The following is a 17431-nucleotide window of genomic DNA, read 5'->3' as shown; positions in this document are numbered from 1 at the left end:
AAATTTCTGTAACGAGCGCGCGAACGGCTGTAATCTGGATCACTCGCGCGCCCACTATCCTTCGGACGCGCAGTGGCGCATCGCCACGACGCTCATTTCGCAGGAATATGACCCGAGATCCAGAACATTCAGACGGCCACCCTGGTCCCCATGCAGGTGCACTACTCCCAGATCCGGCACCTGCTTTCCCGCTCGATCCCGCTTCGCATCGCGCCCTCGCCGACGCCAGGCGCGCAGCCGGCGACGAGCTCGGCGCCGTCGCCCATCTGATCGCCGCCCACACGCTGGATGTCTACGCGAGCGGTTCTGCCGAGGCGAGCGCAGCGAATCTGTGCGACGTCGCCACCGGTTACTTCATGAAGGGCGATCTGGAGATCGCAGCAGCCTGGTACCAGCTTGTCCTGACGCTCGACCCGAACGTCGCGGTTGCCTGCCAGAATCTCGCCGCAATCCACGCTTCGGCTGGACACACGGCCGAGGCCGACGCGTATCGCGAACGCGCCTATCGGATCCAGCGCGTCTTCGTGGAAGAAGCGCCCGGTCAGGTGCGCCGGGTACTGGTGCTCTGCTCCGCGCGCGCCTCGGGCAACGTGCCGTTCGAGGGCTTGCTGCCGGGCGCGGTCAACTGCCGGATCAAGTACGCCATCGACTACGCCGCCGACCCGGAGGACAAACAGCTGCCGCCGTTCGATCTCGTGTTCAATGCCATCGGCGAAGCGGATATCGCAGCACCGCTCGCTGCGCGGCTCGAGCGCTTCACGTCTCGCGTCGCCCAGCCTCTGCTCAATCCGCCCGCGGCGATCGAGCGAACCGCTCGCAACCGAACCCCGACCTTGCTGGGCGGTCTGACCGACGTGCAGATGGCAGCGTGCGCGCGTATCGACACCGCGCCATGTTCGGACGTCGCACTCGCCGGCCTGCTCGCAGATCAAGGCATCGCACTGCCGGTGTTGGTCCGGCCCACCGCCACGCATGGCGGCGAAGGTCTGGTCCGCTGCAACGATCTCGCGGCACTGCAAGCGCGGCTTCACGAGAGCCAGGGCCCGCAATATCTGACCGCGTTTCGCGACACCCGCTCGGCCGACGGCTACTATCGCAAATACCGGATGATCTTCGTCGATCGCGAACCGTTCCCGTATCATCTGGCGATCTCACCGAACTGGATGGTCCACTACTTCTCCGCAGACATGGAAGGCCACGCGTGGAAGCTCGACGAAGAACGACGCTTCCTGCAGGATCCCACCGCCGCATTGGGCCAACGCGCGCTACAAGCGATTACGGAGATCGGCCGCCGGCTCGATCTCGACTACGGCGGCATCGACTTCACCTTGCTGCCCGGCGGCCAGGTGTTCGTCTTCGAGGCCAACGCTACAATGCTTGCCCACTATGAGCGCGGCACGGGCGCATTGGCCCACAAGAATCCCTTTGTCCAACATATCGTCGACGCATTCGAGCGGTTGATGAAGCGTCGCACGGCGGCCTGAATGAATAACGCAATGAATTTTTCCGGGGGGCCAGGCGCCCTGCCGGCCTCAGTCCTGCGCGAGACGCGCGATGCCATCGAGGCGCTGCCGGAGACCGGTCTCTCGGTACTCGGCATGAGTCACCGCTCGGAATGGTTTCGCGGCGTGCTCGACGAAGCCGAGCGCAATCTGCGCGCGCTGCTCGGCATCCCGGCGCACTATCACGTGCTGTTCATGCAAGGCGGCAGCAGCCTGCAATTCTCGATGTTGCCGATGAATTTCCTGCGCGCAAGCGGCCGCCATGCCGAGTACATCGTGTCCGGTTACTGGAGCGCGAAGGCGCCGGTCGAAGCACGGCTCGAGGGCGATACGCGCGTGTTGTGGGATGGCCGCGCCGACGGTTATCGGCGCCTGCCTGCGGCCGAAGAACTGCAGCTCTCGCAAGACGCGGCCTACCTCCATTACGTGTCCAACGAGACCGTCGAAGGCCTCGAATTCACCCGCGCGCCAGGCTTGCCTGAAGTGCCGCTGGTGTGCGACATGTCATCCAACCTGCTGGCCGCGCCGATAGACATCGAGCGCTACGCGATGATCTATGCGCACGCGCAGAAGAACCTCGGGCCGGCTGGCGTGACGGTGGTGATCCTGCGCGACGAATTCGCCCAGCGTGCGATTACTGGCTTGCCCACCCTGCTCGACTACCGCACGCATATCGCAGCGCGTTCGGTCTACAACACGCCGCCCGTCTTCGCGATCTACGTGCTGATGCTGGTGACGCGCTGGCTGCGCGACGAAGTCGGCGGCGTGGAGGCGATGGCCGCGATCAACCGCGCCAAAGCGGACGCGCTGTACGGTGCGCTCGACGCGGAGCCTGGGTTCTATCGCGTGCATGGAGAACGGTCCTGCCGTTCGACGATGAATGTGGCGTTCCGCCTGCCCACGCCGGAGCTGGAGGCCCACTTCCTCGAAGCGGCGCGACGGGAAGGTTTTCACGGTCTCGAAGGTCACCGCTCGATCGGCGGCCTGCGCGCGTCGCTCTACAACGCCGTGTCGCTCGACGCGGTCACCGCGTTGTCGGAATGGCTCGGCGAGTTTCGCCGCCGCGAAGGTTAGGCGGTGAAGCGGGTTGCCGACAGCCATTCTGGAATGCCGACAACCCGTAACCTTCGTTCAGCTGTCAGTTAGCCGACGTATGTTGCTCGAGGTACAACGCGAAACCGTTCTGGGTCGTCGTGATCTTCTTGACGCATTCGTCGTACTCCGAGCCCATCGCATGCTCTGGGCCGTACATGCCGCGGCATTGCGCATACAAGGTAATCGTCGCGCCGCTCCCCTTCGCCACGCGGGCGGCCGAATAGACCGCGTGACCCGAACTGCCCGGCACGTCGGACTCGATCGAGGTGGCATCCGCACGGATCACCGGCTCTTCCGAATGCTGCGTTACGTAGTTCTTCGTCAGTTGCCAGGCCTGATCGCATTGCGCCTGATCGCGACAGTTTATGGTGGCGTTGGTCTGTGCCGCATCGAGCCGGCGTTCCGAATGGGCGAAGTCGTTGTCGCGCGCCGCTTCTTTGTCGGCGGCGGACCCGCAGCCCGTCAAGGCGAGTGCAAGGAGGGCGACGGCAATGGTCGTTTTCACTGGTTGGATGTCCCGAGTCGAAGTCGACGAAGATTATAGACAAGTGCGGGACCCGGCCGCAGTTTTTGAGGATGCCTCAGGGCACATGCTCCTGGAGCCGCGCGAGCAGGTCCGGCAATTCGCTCAAGCTGGAAATGGTGTGCCCGATGTTGAGGTCAGCCTGCGCGGACGATTGAATCACCGCCCACGGTCCGCGCCGCAGGAAGATACCTACCATCCCGGCGCGTGCCGCGGGAATGACGTCGTTGTCCAACCGGTCGCCGACGTAGGCGATTTCGTGCGATGCCATGCCTTCGGCCGCCTCGATGATTTTGTCGAAAAACGCTTGTGACGGCTTCTCGACGCCCCACGTCTGCGACGATGCCACGATATCGGCAGGCACACCAAGCGAAGCTAGCGCGTCTTCGATGGCAGCCGGCTGATTCCCCGCAATGCCCACTCGCATCCCCCGAGCCTGCAGCTCTCTTAGACAAGGCACGGCGTCTGGATACAGATCAACCGCCTGAAGTGCGTAGGCTCGTCCCTCTGCCTGACGCTGCGCTTTCAGCGTGGCGAAATCGCAGCCCGGACGAATCAGTTGAAAGACCTCGCGGTGATGCTGTCCGCGATTGATCACGGCGCCCAAGGCCGCGAACAATGTCAGACGGGTGACGCCAAGGTAGTCGGCCCATTCGCCCCAATCGCGGGTCTCGTCGACCAAGGTCTCGCCGACATCGAAAAAGACTGCTTTCAGTGCCATGGGTATGTTGCTGCTGGAGGAACGAGGCTGACATAGTGGTGCATTCAGCGCTTGCTGTCGAGCGGATGCAAACCGTCCGGGGCTGGCAGCTATCCGGTTGCGGTGATACGGACTCCTTGCGGTGACGCGGGTATCACATAGGATTCATTTGGGCATGGCCAGTGTCTTACCGACGGCTTACCTGTGCAAAGCTCACCGCAATTGAGCCACGTGAGGTCATTCCGCGCGATTCGAAAACGGTTGTGTCACGATCCGTTCGCCCCAAAGACGCATAAAGATCTGGCCGGCGCGCCCGTAGCCATTGCTGCCCTGCGCTCGTGGCAATCAGGCCTGGATCAACGTTAGCCGCGACGATGATGCCCTCCGCCGAGGTGTCGTTAATGCAGGCGTCGCTTACGCAGACGCTCTCGGTCAGAATGCGGCCGCAGGGATCGACGATCATCCCAGCTCCGGGCGTGAACTCGTTGTTACCAAGCTCAAGCCCATCGCAGAAGACGGCGAAGATGCCGTTATCCGCTGCCCGCGCGGGCAGCCACGCACGTAACCAATCCTCCGCGTCGCGCCGTGCCCGCATACCTGCCTCACCTGCAACGTCATCAGTAATCGTAGCGCTTGCGGTCCGATCACCAATCGCGCTGCCCGCGGCCCTCGCTGCACCCGCCTGCGCCCCGCGATGCCGCCATTGTTCCGCCGACACAGGCTGCAGGACGCGTCCCCCTCCGCGCTGCGCTGAGTAACTCCGGTGTGGAGCAACGAGCAGCGTAGCGCCCATCAGTGCGGTCATGCGCACGTTCTCGATCAGATAAGCATCGCCACCAATCAGGACTCCGACGCGAACACCCCACGCCGTATCGAAGACGGTGAAACGATCTCCGCTCACAATGCGTCGATGTTCGTATGCATGCAGCTTACGGTGGCAATGACGGACGCCACCGGGCAGGCACACCGCATAACTATTGAACAGACGGCCATCCTGTGAGCGCTCGATGAAGCCCACGCCAGCAGCCACCCCTGTGCGCTCGACGGCATCTGCCACTGAGCCCATCATTGGCCCGTCGAGCGGTTCAGCGAGTGCTTCGAGTTCATCGCGATGCAACTTCGCGAGGCTGCCATAGCCCACAAGACAGGCCTCCGGAAACACGGCGAGGTCAACCTTGTCACGAGCCGCAAGCGCCAGCCACGCAGCGATCCGCGCGACGTTCTGCGCAGGCTCTCCGCGACGGGACCGCAATGGAATCGATGCAACGCGCAGCATGGGACTAGACGAGGATGACATCGCCACGACCTGAAAAGACAGAACGGTTCCATTGGACCGCCGGGCATTCGATAAGTAAAATGAATATTCTGATATGTTCGATTACTTTAAAGAATGGAACTGAAACTGCTGCGCGCCTTTCTCACCGTGGCCGAACTGCGCCACTTCGGCCACGCCGCGGAGGTCCTGTGCGTGAGTCAACCGGCGCTTAGCAAACAGATCGTCGCGCTGGAAGACAGCCTTGGCGCACGGCTTTTCGAGCGCGGCCGGCACGGCGCCGAACTCACCACTTTCGGCGCCGGATTTCTACCCGACGCTCAGTCGCTCGTGCGCGATGCCGACGAGGTTCTCGCCCGGGCGCGCGAATCGAGCAGCGGCACGCGCGGTTATTTGCGAGTCGGCCTCGGACTCTCGACCCTGACGCTCGCACCGCAACTGATTGCCGAATTCCGCCGGCAGTATCCGAAGGTCAACGTCACGTTGAACGACCTGTCGTCCGCGGAGCAAGGCAGACGGCTGCTTGCCGGCAAGCTGGACGTCGGCTTCCTGCGTTTGCCGGCAGACAGCGGCCTCGACGCCTTTCCGGTGCTGGACGAAGCGCTCGCGCTAGCGGTGCCGCAACACGCGCGCTGGAAACGCATCCCGGCCAATCTCGACGAATTGAATGAGCAGGGGTTTATCGGCCTTGCGCGCGGCCGTGGCCCGGGACTCGCGGCGCAGATTGACCGCTGGTGCAGCGAGCATGGCTTCGTGCCGCGAGTGACCCAGCAGGCTGACGATATCCAGACCGTTCTTGCTGCGGTCGCGGCGGGAGTCGGCGCGGCGTTTCTACCCTCACGCACGCAATACCTGCTGCGCGATGCGCGTGTGCTGCCACTACGCGGCACGGCAGCACAATGGCAGGTTGGCCTCGCGTGGTCGGCGGAACGGGATGATCCGGTAATGACGCGCTTCATTGAATTCGTGCGCGCGACCGTGAAGTACCGGGCTTGAAGCAGCAAAGCACGGCGCAACCGCGCACACTGCACACGACTAAAGCGATCCTTCCAAACGCGCTATCGCAGCACCGCCGGCCTGACCGTCTTCACCCGCTGCGCAGCACTGCGGCGAGCCATGAGCTTCTTGAACCAGATAACAAGGCCGGTCGCACTCAGCAACGCCACCATCACACCCATGAAGCTGACCAGAATGCGTCCCGGTAGTCCAAAGATGCGCCCCGAATGCAGTGAGAACTGCGCCTGCATAAAGGTATCGCCAGCGGTTCCACGACCCGGCACCGCCCCCCCGACTTCATGTCCAGTCCTCGCGTCCCAGTAGAGCCAGGCATTGCCGGGACTGCCGTCCGCATAATCACCGCCGGGTTTAAAATAGCCCACCCCGTACAGGTTGAGCGAAGCAATCTCAAACGTCGCACCGGGTTCGGCATTCAGCTTCATCCGGTGTCCGGTAGCGCTCGCCAGTTCGACAATACGCTCGCGACTCAGGGGCTTCGCGCTGGCCGGATGCGGCGCTAGCAGTTCGGGATTGGTTTCCGGTCCGGGTGTTAGTCTGGAAAAAATCGACACCACCGGACGCATGACGGGCCGTTCGAGATTCATCGAAATCGACGTCACCGCAATCACGCCCAGCAGACCCCACACCCATACCCCACCTGAGCGATGCAGGTCAAACACCAGCGCATAGCCGCCGCGGCGCACGCGAAATGCAAACGACTTGCGCCACGTCCTGAGGCTCGGAAACGCGAGCACCAACGCAATCACGCTATCGAACAGCCAGACAATGGCGACGACCCCCAGCAGCCATACGCCAATGGCAATCCCGCTACCGGTGATGGGTAAATAAAGTGTGTAGTGGAACTGATAAAGGAACGGCATCAGGTTGAGCCGCCTGAGCGACAACGCGCCCCAGTCGCGGCGCCCCCGGATGATCCCTGTCGCCGGATCCACCGCGATCTGATTGAAACCCAGCGTATAAGGCTGACCCGTTGCGGGATCGAGCCGGCCCTCGACACGCATCAGCAGCGTTCGGCCGGGCACCACGCCTAGCGGCAGATAGGTCACATGCACGCGAGGATCAGCGGCTTCGACACGATTCGCAAGTTCAAGCGACGACAAGGCAGGCGCCGGGGAGCGCGCGTAGAAGAACCCGGGGTTCAACGCCGCATCGAGTTCCTGGTTCCATGCGATGACGGCGCCTGTAAGACCGGAGACGAACAGGAACAGCGCGGTGCCGATGCCGAACCAGCGGTGCAGGCGAACAAGTATCGGTCTCATAGACGTAACGTCGGATGCATGCGGGCGCCTTGCCGCCATGGCGCGGGCATCACCATGCCCACGCACTGCAAAACGCCGGCCACCGCATCTAGAACTGCATCGTGGCGCTGGCCACCGCGGTGCGCGTCGGGGACGGCGCAACGTAATAGCCCCACGCCGTGGTCCAGTAGCGGCGGTTGAGCAGGTTGTTGATCCCCGCGCGGAACGTCACGTCCTTGCCGGCGATCCGCGTTTCGTACTTGCCGCTCACGTCGTACGTGACGTACGACGGCACGAACTGCGTATTGGCTGCGTCGACGGCCATGCTGCCGACGTACTTGCCGCCGAACGCAAGCGTGAGCGGGCGCAGATACGACGGGTTGTATTCGATCCGGCCTGTCGCCGTGAAGCGCGGCGCGCCGTAGACGCGCTTGCCTTCGATACTCGGGTCGTCGATATCCACCGCCTTTGCGTCGAGCCACATCACGCCGCCGAGCACGCGCCACTCGTTCGTGAGTGCCAGCCAGCCGCTCGCATCGACACCGGTGTAGCGTTTCGTGCCGTCCTGCACGTAGACGTTCTCGCTGTTGGTGTAGTCATAACCTTGATCGACACGGAACAGTGCTACATCGGCGCCCCATTTCTTGTGATCTGTCTTGAAGCCGACTTCATACTGCTTGCTGCGCAACGGCCCATACGTGGCGGGATAATTGACGTTGGTGTTCGACGACGAACCGCCCTGCTCCAGCGACTCGACATAGCTCGCATAAATTGTGGAGTACGGATCACTTTTGAACATCAGCGCGACAGTCGGCGTGACCGGATTGGCGCTGTATTGCGATGACACCGCACTGCTCGGATCGTAGACGTTCTCGCGGAACTGCGTGTAGCGCAAACCGAGCAGCGCGGAAAAGCGCGAGGTGAACTGCACGGTATCGCTTGCATACAGCGCGGCCTGATTCGTGCGCGACTGCCGGTAAAGATCCTCGCCGATCCCGACCTCGGCATTCGTCAGCAAGCTGCTGCTATACAGATTGCCCGTGCCGAGGCTGTAACCTTCATTCCAGCCTGTGCTGTTGCTGTACTCGCTCGTCTGCGACTGGAAGCCCGCACCGATGACGACATCGTGTTTGATGCTGCCGGTGTCGAACTGGCCCTGCACCATCGCATCGACGTTCTGGTAGAAGTAGCGCGTCATCGCCGCATATAGCGTGTTCGAATAGTCACCGGCGGCATCGGTCACGTACAGCAGACTATCGGAGTTGGTGCGGTTCTCCTTGGCGAAGCGGTACTTCAGGCTCGCATGCCAGTTCCCGGAGAGACGATAGTCGAGGCCCGTGCCAAACGAAGCCATCTCCGTCTCGTAGTAGTTCTGCGGCTGCGTGAGGTCGTGCGTGATCGTGCTGGCGTCGGGAATACCGAGCCCCGAGCCGAACATCAGGCCGAACAGCGTGCCGTTGGTTTTACGCTTCTGATAGAACGCGTCGGCGCTCCACGTCAGATCCGGGGTGATACGGAAGTCGAACGCGAGCGACGCCACCTGACGACGCACATGACCATTCGCCTCGGCGGTGTTGCCGTCCTCGTTCACCAGGTTCAGGCGGTAACCGAAGCGGTCGTCGTTGCCAAAGCGGCCGCCCAGATCGACCTTCTCGCTGAACACGCCGGCCGACTCATAGCCGACCGAAATGCTGCGATACGGCTCGTCGGTCGGCCGCTTCAATACGTAGTTGACGATCCCGCCCGGCGAGCCGAAGCCATACATGAACCCTGACAGACCTTTGAGCAGTTGCACCTGTTCGAACGGTTCGAGCGAAAGATCCGTGTCCCAGGAAGGAAAGCTCTGGCCGTCCACCTTGATGCCGTTGAGCGTGTCGATCGGCAAACCGCGCACGGTGAACATCGAGTTTTCGCTGATCCGGTTGCTGCTGCTGACCGATGTGGCCGGATCGTACGCGAACAGGTCGTTCGCTGTCGTTGCCATCAGGTCCTCAGCCTCTTCGCTCGTCACGACGTGGGTAGAAAACGGCGTGTCCACCTGTTTGCGCGTGCCCAGCGCGCCGGCGCTGACGCTGTCGGATTGCGTGGCCGGATCGACCGCGGCGGTCACGGTGACGGCGGGCAGCGTCGTGACAGCGTCCGACGCGGCGACGGTTTGCGCCCAACCGGGCGTCGACAGCGTGGAAAGCGAAAGGCCGGCGCTCGCCAACAGCGCGGCGCTGAGAAGCGACGTGGTACGGGTCGAGCCGCGGACAAACGCCAGATGGCTGGCAGTGGACAGGTTCTGCATGTTCTTTTGGTCGAGCGCAGGCGCAGGCCGACGCCCATGCAGCATGACTGCGCGGGACGCAAGCGCCTGTAGCGGGTGGTTGTTAAGCGGAAACAGAAATCTAGAACGCGAATGATAATGCGAGTTATTCTCATCTGCAAGAAAAATCTTGCAGAGAGCTTTCGGACGGTGTGATGGGAATGCCTAAAGGCAAAGGGAAGCCGGGAGGAAGGCCTGGAAAGCTGGGGGGGTACATCTTGATGTGTCTCGAAGGCCACGCAGCGCGGCCCCCATCTAGCACATCGAGTCCTTAGAACCGGTATCCCAGCCCCAGAAAAACGATCACCGGATCCGCCGTGATGCGCGTCTTGTTGGACAACACCGTCTGACCATTGGCGGCCACGGCACTGACCGTCGCATTCGTCTTCAGAAACAGATACGTCACCGACGCAGTCGCGTACCAGTTCTTGCTGATGTTGTAAGACGCGCCCACATCGAACGCAGGGTTCCAAGACGGACTGAGCGAAGCCTTGACCTGTCCGCCCGGCCCGGCAATCTGCTGCAACGCGCCGCTGAATGTCGAATTGAGATTGGTGTGCGAGTACCAGGTATAGTTTCCGCCGACGCCGACGAACGGACGCAGCTTCGTCTGCGCGTCGAAGAAGTAGTACTTGAGGAACAGGATAGGCGCCCACGACCGGGTGGTGGCGAGCGGCGCCAGATTCCCCAGATTGAGGGATGGGCCGCCGGCGCCGAACGGCGTGGCGTTGCCTTGCGCATAGAGCTGGAGCTTGGGCGGAATACCCGTCGCAAGGTCGAATGCAATATTGTCGGTGATGAAATAAGTGGTCGAGAGTTCTAGCGTGAATGTGTTATGTATCTGACCACCCGTCCCCGATGATGTGAAGTTGCCGAAAGCCGAACTGCTCTGCAACGCTGTTGCGGAAGACGGACCAAAGTCGAGCCACGCCCCGCCTACGCTAGTAATGAGGCTTCCGGCGCTTTGCGCCATCGCGCCGGAACATATCGCGCTCGAGATTAACGCAGCGCATGCGATTTTTTTTAAACATATCTCCTCCATTTTATTTCGGATTACATATCAATAGTTTTACAATAATGATTTTCGCCGCCGTCCAGCCGTCGCTCAGAACTGCTCGATCGGGAGACTGGTCCCGCTAGACGAACCGCTGCGAATCGCCTCCAGAAGCGCATTCGCTTTGGGCAAGACCTTGTCGGCGTAGTAGCGCGCGGTGGCGAGCTTGGCACGATGGAAGTCCGGGTCTTCGTTTGCAGTGCCTTTCCGTGAAGCAACAAGTGCTGCGCGCCCCATCTGCCATCCGCCACACACGTAGCCGGTGAGCATCAGATAGTCGACGGAACTGGCCAGCGCTGCATCGGGTTCACTCGCCAATGCTTGCAGCATCCAGGCGGTGGCACTCTCGAGCGCGTCTACACCGGTCGCAAGCACAGCGCCGATGGATGCCACTTGCGTATGCTTGCTGTGCGCGAGTTCCGCCGCGGCCTGACGCATCTCGGCAATCAGGGCAGCCATCGCCGCGCCGCCATCCGAGGCAAGTTTGCGGCCTGCCAGGTCGGCGGCCTGAATGCCTGTCGTGCCTTCGTAGATCGGCGCGATTCGTGCGTCACGCAGGAACTGGCATGCGCCCGTCTCTTCGATGTAACCCATCCCGCCATGCACCTGCACACCCATCGACGCAATCTCGACGCCCAACTCCGTACACCACGCCTTGAGCACCGGAATCAGAAGATCGACACGCGCCTGGCGACCGGCACGCTCACCGGCGTCGGGATCCCGATGCGCACGGTCCATATCCGCGGCCATCACATACGCGAAAGCACGCATCGCTTCGATCTGCGACTTCATCGTCAGCAACATGCGCTGCACGTCAGGGTGATGAACGATGGCGACCGCACCACCCGATTTGCTGCTCGCGAGCCGTCCCTGAACGCGTTCCTTCGCGTATTCGCGGGCCTGCTGATAAGCGCGCTCCGCGATCGCGAGTCCCTGGATGCCCACCTTCTGGCGCGCTTCGTTCATCATCGTGAACATATGCGCGAGACCTTTGTTCTCCTGTCCTACCAGATAGCCGATCGCCCCTCCCTGGTCGCCGAAGCTCATTACGCAGGTCGGACTCGCGTGAATGCCGAGCTTGTGTTCGAGAGAGACGCAGTGCGCGTCGTTGCGCTGGCCGCTCGAGCCATCGGCATTCAGCAGGAACTTGGGTACGACAAACAGCGATATGCCGCGCACACCCTCAGGCGCATCCGGCGTGCGTGCGAGGACGAGATGAATGACGTTATCCGTCATGTCGTGATCGCCCCACGTGATAAAAATCTTCTGACCGTAGAGACGATAGTGATCGCCTTCTGGCACGGCCTTCGTGCGTACCGCAGCGAGATCCGAGCCCGCCTGCGGCTCGGTCAGATTCATGGTGCCCGTCCACTCACCGCTGATGAGCTTCGGCAAATAGTGTCCCTTAAGCTCTTCCGAGCCGTGCTGCCTTAGCGCCTCGGTAGCGCCCGCAGTCAACAAAGGACACAGCGCAAACGCCATATTCGACGAATTCCACATCTCGACAGTCGCCGCATGCAGTAACTCAGGCAGCCCCTGACCGCCGAACTCCGGGTCGCCGGAGAGCCCGCTCCAGCCACCTTCGGCAAACTGCCGGTAAGCCTTTGCAAAGCCGTCCGCAGCAACGACGCCGTCCTTCGACAGTTGCGTGCCCTGCTCGTCGCCGGACCTGTTAAGCGGCGCCAGCACTTCGGTCGCGAGCTTCGCCGCCTCGTCGAGCACAGCCTCGGCCAGTTCGGGACTCACGTCCTCGAAGCCCGGCAGCGAAGACAATTCGCCGAGACCGGCCAGTTCCTTCATAACGAAGCGCATGTCGCGCAGCGGCGCAAGATAGATGCTCATCATCGTCTCCAGAGTCAGTTTTGTTGCAGCTTGTCCAGCTCACCGGACAACTCCGGCAATACCTTGAAAAGATCGCCGACGATCCAGTAGTCGGCGACCTGAAAAATCGGCGCCTCTTCGTCCTTGTTGATCGCGACGATCACCTTCGAGTCCTTCATCCCGGCCAGATGCTGGATCGCGCCCGAGATGCCGACCGCGATATAGAGTTGCGGCGCGATGACCTTGCCGGTCTGGCCCACCTGATAGTCGTTCGGCACAAAGCCGGCATCCACCGCGGCTCGCGACGCGCCGACCGCCGCGCCCAGCTTGTTGGCGATGTCCTCCAGCAGTGCGAAGTTTTCGCCTGAGCCCATACCCCGGCCGCCCGAAATCACCCTCTGCGCCGCAGTCAGTTCAGGACGCTCGGAGCGGGTCAGTTGCTGGCTCACGAAACGCGAACCGGCAACCTCGCCAGCTGGTGCGAGCGATTCGATTACTGCCGTACCGTCTTCGGCGGCCGCCGCCGCAAAGGCGGTCGTGCGTACGGTGATGACCTTGATGCGGTCCGCGCTTCGCACGGTAGCCAGGACGTTGCCGGCGTAGATGGGACGCACGAATACGTCGGCGGATTCGACCGCAACGATGTCTGAGATTTGTGCAACGTCTAGCAGAGCAGCCACGCGCGGCATCGCGTTCTTCGCGGTGGTCGTGGCGGGCGCCAGCACGTGGCTGTAATCAGGCGCTATCGTCGCGATCAGCGTGGCCAGGTTCTCGGCCAGCGGATGCGCGTAGTGCGGCGCGTCGGCGACCCGCACGCGCTTCACGCCGGCGATGCGTGCAGCCTGTTCGGCTACGCTCGTGCATTGCGATCCGGCGACGAGCAAATCGATCTCCTCGCCAAGACGCGCAGCAGCGGTGACAGTGTTCAAGGTCGCCGCCTTCAGCGTCTGATTGTCGTGTTCTGCAAGAACGAGTATGGACATGATTCCCTCTTCCGTTTCAGATGACGTGCGCAACGTTCTTCAGCTTGGCCACGAGTTCCGCGGCATCGGCGACCCGCATGCCCGCCTCGCGTTTCACCGGCTCTGCGAGCTTCAGCGTCGTCAGCCGCGGCGCGATGTCGACGCCGAGTGCTGCGGGCGTCACGACCTCGAGCGGCTTCTTCTTCGCCTTCATGATGTTGGGCAGCGTCGCGTAGCGTGGTGTGTTGAGCCGGAGATCGGTGGTCACGACAGCCGGCAGATCGACCTCGAGCGTCTCGAGTCCGCCGTCGATCTCGCGCGTCACGCTCGCCTTGCCTGCCTCGACGCACACCTTCGAGGCGAAGGTTGCCTGCGGCCAGCCGAGCAGCGCCGCGAGCATCTGGCCGACCTGGTTCGCGTCGTCGTCGATTGCCTGCTTGCCGAGCATTACGAGTTGCGGCTGTTCCTTGTCCACCAGTGCCTTGAGCAGCTTCGCCACGGCGAGCGGTTGCAACTCCGCGTCGGTCTGAACGAGGATGCCGCGGTCAGCGCCTGTTGCCATCGCAGTACGCAGCGTTTCCTGGCAGCCCTGCACGCCGCACGACACAACAACCACTTCCGATGCCGCGCCGGCTTCTTTCAACCGCACCGCCTCCTCCACACTGATTTCGTCGAAGGGATTCATCGACAGCTTCACGTTCGCGATATCGACAGCGCTGCCGTCAGCCTTTACGCGGACTCTCACGTTCGCGTCGACGACGCGTTTGACGGGAACCAGTACTTTCATTGCCTGCTCCGATTGGATAAAGGACTCGCTCACACCGGCCATACGAAGCGGCCGCGCAAGGTTCCGTTCTGTTCGTCTGGGATACGCGCCGCCGGCCCGGTTTTGTGCGCCGCAATGCGACGGGATGCGGTATACATGTCTCCTCCCTTAGGGCGGTTGGGCGTATCATTTCGTGAGCAAAACACCGGTTCACGCGAAGCCCGCCGAGGGGCTATCACCCGTGACCGGCCGGCCTGCCGCACCGTCGTCCAGTTGTGGAACTGCGCGTCTGCTCGCTGGAATCCATAGTGTCTGAGCGCAGCGCCGTGCAAAATCCCCCATAAAGGGGAGCACAACCACGTGGATGGGGGATAGCCGCCAGGGTCAACCCGAATGCCCGGAGCAGTTGATGCACGTGACAGAAGCGACAAAAGCGATAAAAACGCTGCCCACGCACAGGCCACCTCTCGTCCTTGCAACGAAGGTTTTTCCTCCTCGCCTGCCCGCCGGCCTGATCGATCGTCCGCGCCTCGCCTCTTTTGCTGCGCAGACCGAAACGAAGCGCCTGACGGTGATCAAGGCCCCCGCTGGATTCGGCAAGACCTCGCTCGCGCTCACCTGGCTCAACGCCCTCGCAACGAGCAGCGCGCGGGTCGCCTGGCTAGCGCTCGATGCCGACGATGACGAGCCCGCCCGCTACTTCAATCACCTCGCGCACGCTTTGCGGCAAGCGTGTGGCAACGTCGGCACCTCCGTGATCGGCCTGACCGCCGACGCCTCGTTTGTGCCGGCGAATTCGCTTGCGTCAACGTTGATCAACGAGCTCATTGACGTCGACGACGAGGTCTACCTTTTCATCGACGACTACCATCTGATCAGCGAGGCGCCGATTCACGAAGCGATGGCGCTCTTCATCGCCAATATGCCCTCGCAAGTCCACGTGGTGCTTTGCACACGCACCGATCCGCCATTTCCCACCGCAAGGCTGCGGGCACGAAACGACCTGCTGGAAATCGACGCATCGACCTTGCGATTCAACTTCGACGAGACGCGCCGCTTCGTTGAACGCGAATGCCCCGGCAAGCTCATCGTCGCGGACGTGAAGTCGCTATTCGCGACCACCGAAGGCTGGGCAGCGGCGCTGCGCATCTCCGCTTCGGCGCTGGCCCGGGACGATCGCCCCCGGGGTTGGCAGGCAAGTGCTCCGACCGGTGCATCGAGGCCGCTGGCAGACTACCTCGAAGATATTCTGCAATCCTTACCTGCCGGGATGTTCGAGTTCATGCTGCGTACGGCGATACTCGATCGTTTGAGCGCGCCACTGTGTGAGGCAATCACCGGCGTCAAGCCGGGCCAGGCCATGCTGGATGCCATTGTTGCGCGCCAGTTGTTGCTGGAACCGCTGGACCTGGAAGGACACTGGTTCCGCTATCACCCGCTCATGGCCGAATATCTTCAACGCCGGCTGGAGGCTCTGTACCGGGGGGAAATCGCCGAGCTGCATCGCCGCGCATGTCAATGGTATGCAGGGCAGCACCAGTGGACCGACGCAGTCAGGCATGCCATCGCGGCCGGTGCAACCGACGATGCGATTCGCCTTATGGAACACTGCGCCAAGTCCCTCCTCAAAGGAGGCGATCTCCTCACGCTGGTCGGCTGGCAGCGTCAGTTCCCAGCCGACCTGATGCGCGCACAGACCACGGTCACGCTGGCCATCGCCTGGGGCACAGTACTCGCCCTGCGCTTCGACGATGCGGTGACGATGCTGGATTCGATTGAACGCGATGCCGCCGGCAGAGGCGCCGACGAAGACTATGTCCGCTGGGAGTGCGTCGCCCTTCGCTCGGCGCTGGCAGCATTGCAGGACGACCCGCGAACAGCGCTCACGCTCGCGCAACAATATCTGGAGCGGCCCTCGCGCGATTCTTGGACCACCAATGCGGTCTCGAACGTAGCGCGCTTCGCGCACTGGAAAGCGGGCGATTTCGAGGCCCTTCACGCCACTCCATGGATTCCCGATTCGGTCGAAGAAGACCAGCGCAGTGTATTTTCCACCGTCTATCGGCTCTGCCTGCTCGGCCATGTGGAGATGCAGCAACTGCGCCTGCCACTCGCGGCGCGCCGTTTCAACGAAGCCATGGAGCTCGCCGAGCATCATTCGGGTCCGCAGTCGATAGCCGTAGCACTATGCGCCCCCATGGTCGCGCAATTGCTGTATGAGCAGGGGCGGCTCGACGAAGCCGAAGCGCTGCTCGTCGAACACATGCCGGTCATCGACCTTGCCGTGTTTCTCGACAGCGTGCTGATCAGCTACCGCATCCTCATCCGGATCGCCGTGGCGCGTTCCAATTTTGCGCACGCGCAGTCGCTGCTCGACGCCGGCCAGGCGCTGGGGCAGGCACGTCACTGGGACCGGCTGGTGGCTGCTGCACTCTCCGAAAGAACCCGGCTCAATCTGGCAGAAGGCAGGCTCGCCGAAGCGGGCGCGTGCGTAACGCAGTTGCGTCAGTTGGCTAGCGCTGACGCCGCATCGTCCGCTCCGGTGTCGCTGGAGATCCTGAACTACCGTGACCTCGGCGCGGCGTGCCTCGCGATTCGGCGCCAGCAAAACGCGGAGGCGATCGGGATATTGAACGTTGCGCTGGAGCGTCTCGAGCAGCTCCACGGCACTTACCTTGCGCTGCGGCTGCGGACTCTCCTCGCGCTCGCGTGGCTGAACGCAGGCGAGCGCGAGCGGGCGTTAGAGATATTTCATGACGTTGCGACAGTCGCAGCGCCTGCTGGGCTTTGCCAGTCCATCATCGATCAAGGGCCGGAGATCGGCCCACTGTTGAAGCTCGCGCGCGACAGCGTACGTACCGCGGCCAGGGCACCGGAAGTCGTGACATGGCTAGACCGACTGCTCGACAGGTGGCGAGCCCAGCACGAACCGAATAGCCAGCCCAGGCGGGACAGCGAGCCCGAGCGCCTCAGTTCGCGAGAGCGCGGCATCGTCGAGTTGATCGCACAGGGACAGTCGAACAAGGAAATCGCGCGCACGCTCGGGATCACACCTGAAACGGTCAAGTCGCACGTCAAAAGCATCTTTACCAAACTGGCCGTCGACAAACGCGCTCAGGCCGTCGCGCGCGCGCAGGCGCTCGGCCTGGTCAAACAGGGCTAGGGTGCGCTC

At 62.5% G+C, this 17431-nt stretch carries 13 protein-coding genes; 4 read left to right on the top strand and 9 right to left on the bottom strand.

Translation table 11 applies throughout. From position 1 onward, the window contains the following. The first annotated feature begins 107 nt into the window (after positions 1–107). Together BUS06_RS11210 and BUS06_RS11205 are read left to right on the top strand one after the other, a co-directional pair. Positions 108–1484, top strand: a complete 1377-nt coding sequence (locus BUS06_RS11210) for an ATP-grasp domain-containing protein (RefSeq protein ID WP_074264328.1) — start codon at positions 108–110, stop codon at positions 1482–1484. Next, complete coding sequence (locus BUS06_RS11205; RefSeq protein WP_074264327.1) at positions 1485–2576, top strand: phosphoserine transaminase; 1092 nt, start codon at positions 1485–1487, stop codon at positions 2574–2576. It abuts the gene before it with no gap. A gap of 64 nt (positions 2577–2640) precedes the next feature. Here the strand turns inward: BUS06_RS11205 and BUS06_RS11200 are convergent, their stop codons facing one another. From BUS06_RS11200 to BUS06_RS11190, 3 genes are all read right to left on the bottom strand, one after another. Beyond that, a complete protein-coding gene (locus BUS06_RS11200) occupies positions 2641–3102 on the bottom strand; it encodes a hypothetical protein (RefSeq protein ID WP_074264326.1) in 462 nt (153 codons plus the stop codon). Between the two features lie 76 nt (positions 3103–3178). Continuing rightward, entirely contained in the window at positions 3179–3841 is a 663-nt protein-coding gene (locus BUS06_RS11195) for an HAD family hydrolase (RefSeq protein WP_074264325.1), read from the bottom strand. Positions 3842–4007: 166 nt separating this feature from the next. Beyond that, positions 4008–5117 (bottom strand): nitrilase-related carbon-nitrogen hydrolase, encoded by a 1110-nt coding sequence (locus tag BUS06_RS11190; protein WP_074264324.1) that lies wholly within the window; start codon positions 5115–5117, stop codon positions 4008–4010. Positions 5118–5210: 93 nt separating this feature from the next. On the opposite strand from BUS06_RS11190, the gene BUS06_RS11185 reads away from it, so the two are divergent. After that, positions 5211–6089, top strand: coding sequence for a LysR family transcriptional regulator (locus BUS06_RS11185; protein ID WP_074264323.1), 879 nt, complete (start codon positions 5211–5213; stop codon positions 6087–6089). A 62-nt stretch (positions 6090–6151) separates the two neighbouring features. On the opposite strand, the gene BUS06_RS11180 is transcribed toward BUS06_RS11185, so the two are convergent. The 6 genes from BUS06_RS11180 to BUS06_RS11155 form a co-directional block, all read right to left on the bottom strand. After that, positions 6152–7369 carry a PepSY-associated TM helix domain-containing protein gene (locus tag BUS06_RS11180; protein ID WP_074264322.1) on the bottom strand — a complete coding sequence of 406 codons (1218 nt, stop codon included), beginning with the start codon at positions 7367–7369 and terminating at the stop codon, positions 6152–6154. 88 nt (positions 7370–7457) lie between these two features. Then, the gene (locus tag BUS06_RS11175; protein ID WP_074266034.1) at positions 7458–9638 is read right to left on the bottom strand and encodes a TonB-dependent siderophore receptor; all 2181 of its coding nucleotides are present in this window, start codon (positions 9636–9638) and stop codon (positions 7458–7460) included. 289 nt (positions 9639–9927) lie between these two features. Then, the gene (locus BUS06_RS11170) at positions 9928–10629 is read right to left on the bottom strand and encodes an OmpW/AlkL family protein (protein ID WP_254368818.1); all 702 of its coding nucleotides are present in this window, start codon (positions 10627–10629) and stop codon (positions 9928–9930) included. Between the two features lie 132 nt (positions 10630–10761). Then, a complete protein-coding gene (locus BUS06_RS11165; protein WP_074264320.1) occupies positions 10762–12552 on the bottom strand; it encodes an acyl-CoA dehydrogenase C-terminal domain-containing protein in 1791 nt (596 codons plus the stop codon). A gap of 14 nt (positions 12553–12566) precedes the next feature. Next, on the bottom strand, positions 12567–13514 hold the full coding sequence (locus BUS06_RS11160) for an electron transfer flavoprotein subunit alpha/FixB family protein (RefSeq protein WP_074264319.1): 948 nt from the start codon (positions 13512–13514) through the stop codon (positions 12567–12569). Between the two features lie 16 nt (positions 13515–13530). Beyond that, a complete protein-coding gene (locus tag BUS06_RS11155; RefSeq protein WP_074266033.1) occupies positions 13531–14280 on the bottom strand; it encodes an electron transfer flavoprotein subunit beta/FixA family protein in 750 nt (249 codons plus the stop codon). Positions 14281–14668: 388 nt separating this feature from the next. Here BUS06_RS11155 and BUS06_RS11150 point away from each other — a divergent pair, with 388 nt between their 5' ends. Continuing rightward, positions 14669–17422, top strand: a complete 2754-nt coding sequence (locus BUS06_RS11150) for a winged helix-turn-helix domain-containing protein (protein ID WP_074264318.1) — start codon at positions 14669–14671, stop codon at positions 17420–17422. The last annotated feature ends 9 nt before the right edge of the window (positions 17423–17431 follow it).

The organism is Paraburkholderia phenazinium, assembly GCF_900141745.1.
Classification (GTDB): Bacteria; Pseudomonadota; Gammaproteobacteria; order Burkholderiales; family Burkholderiaceae; genus Paraburkholderia; species Paraburkholderia phenazinium_B.
This window is presented reverse-complemented; position numbering and strand designations above follow the sequence as displayed.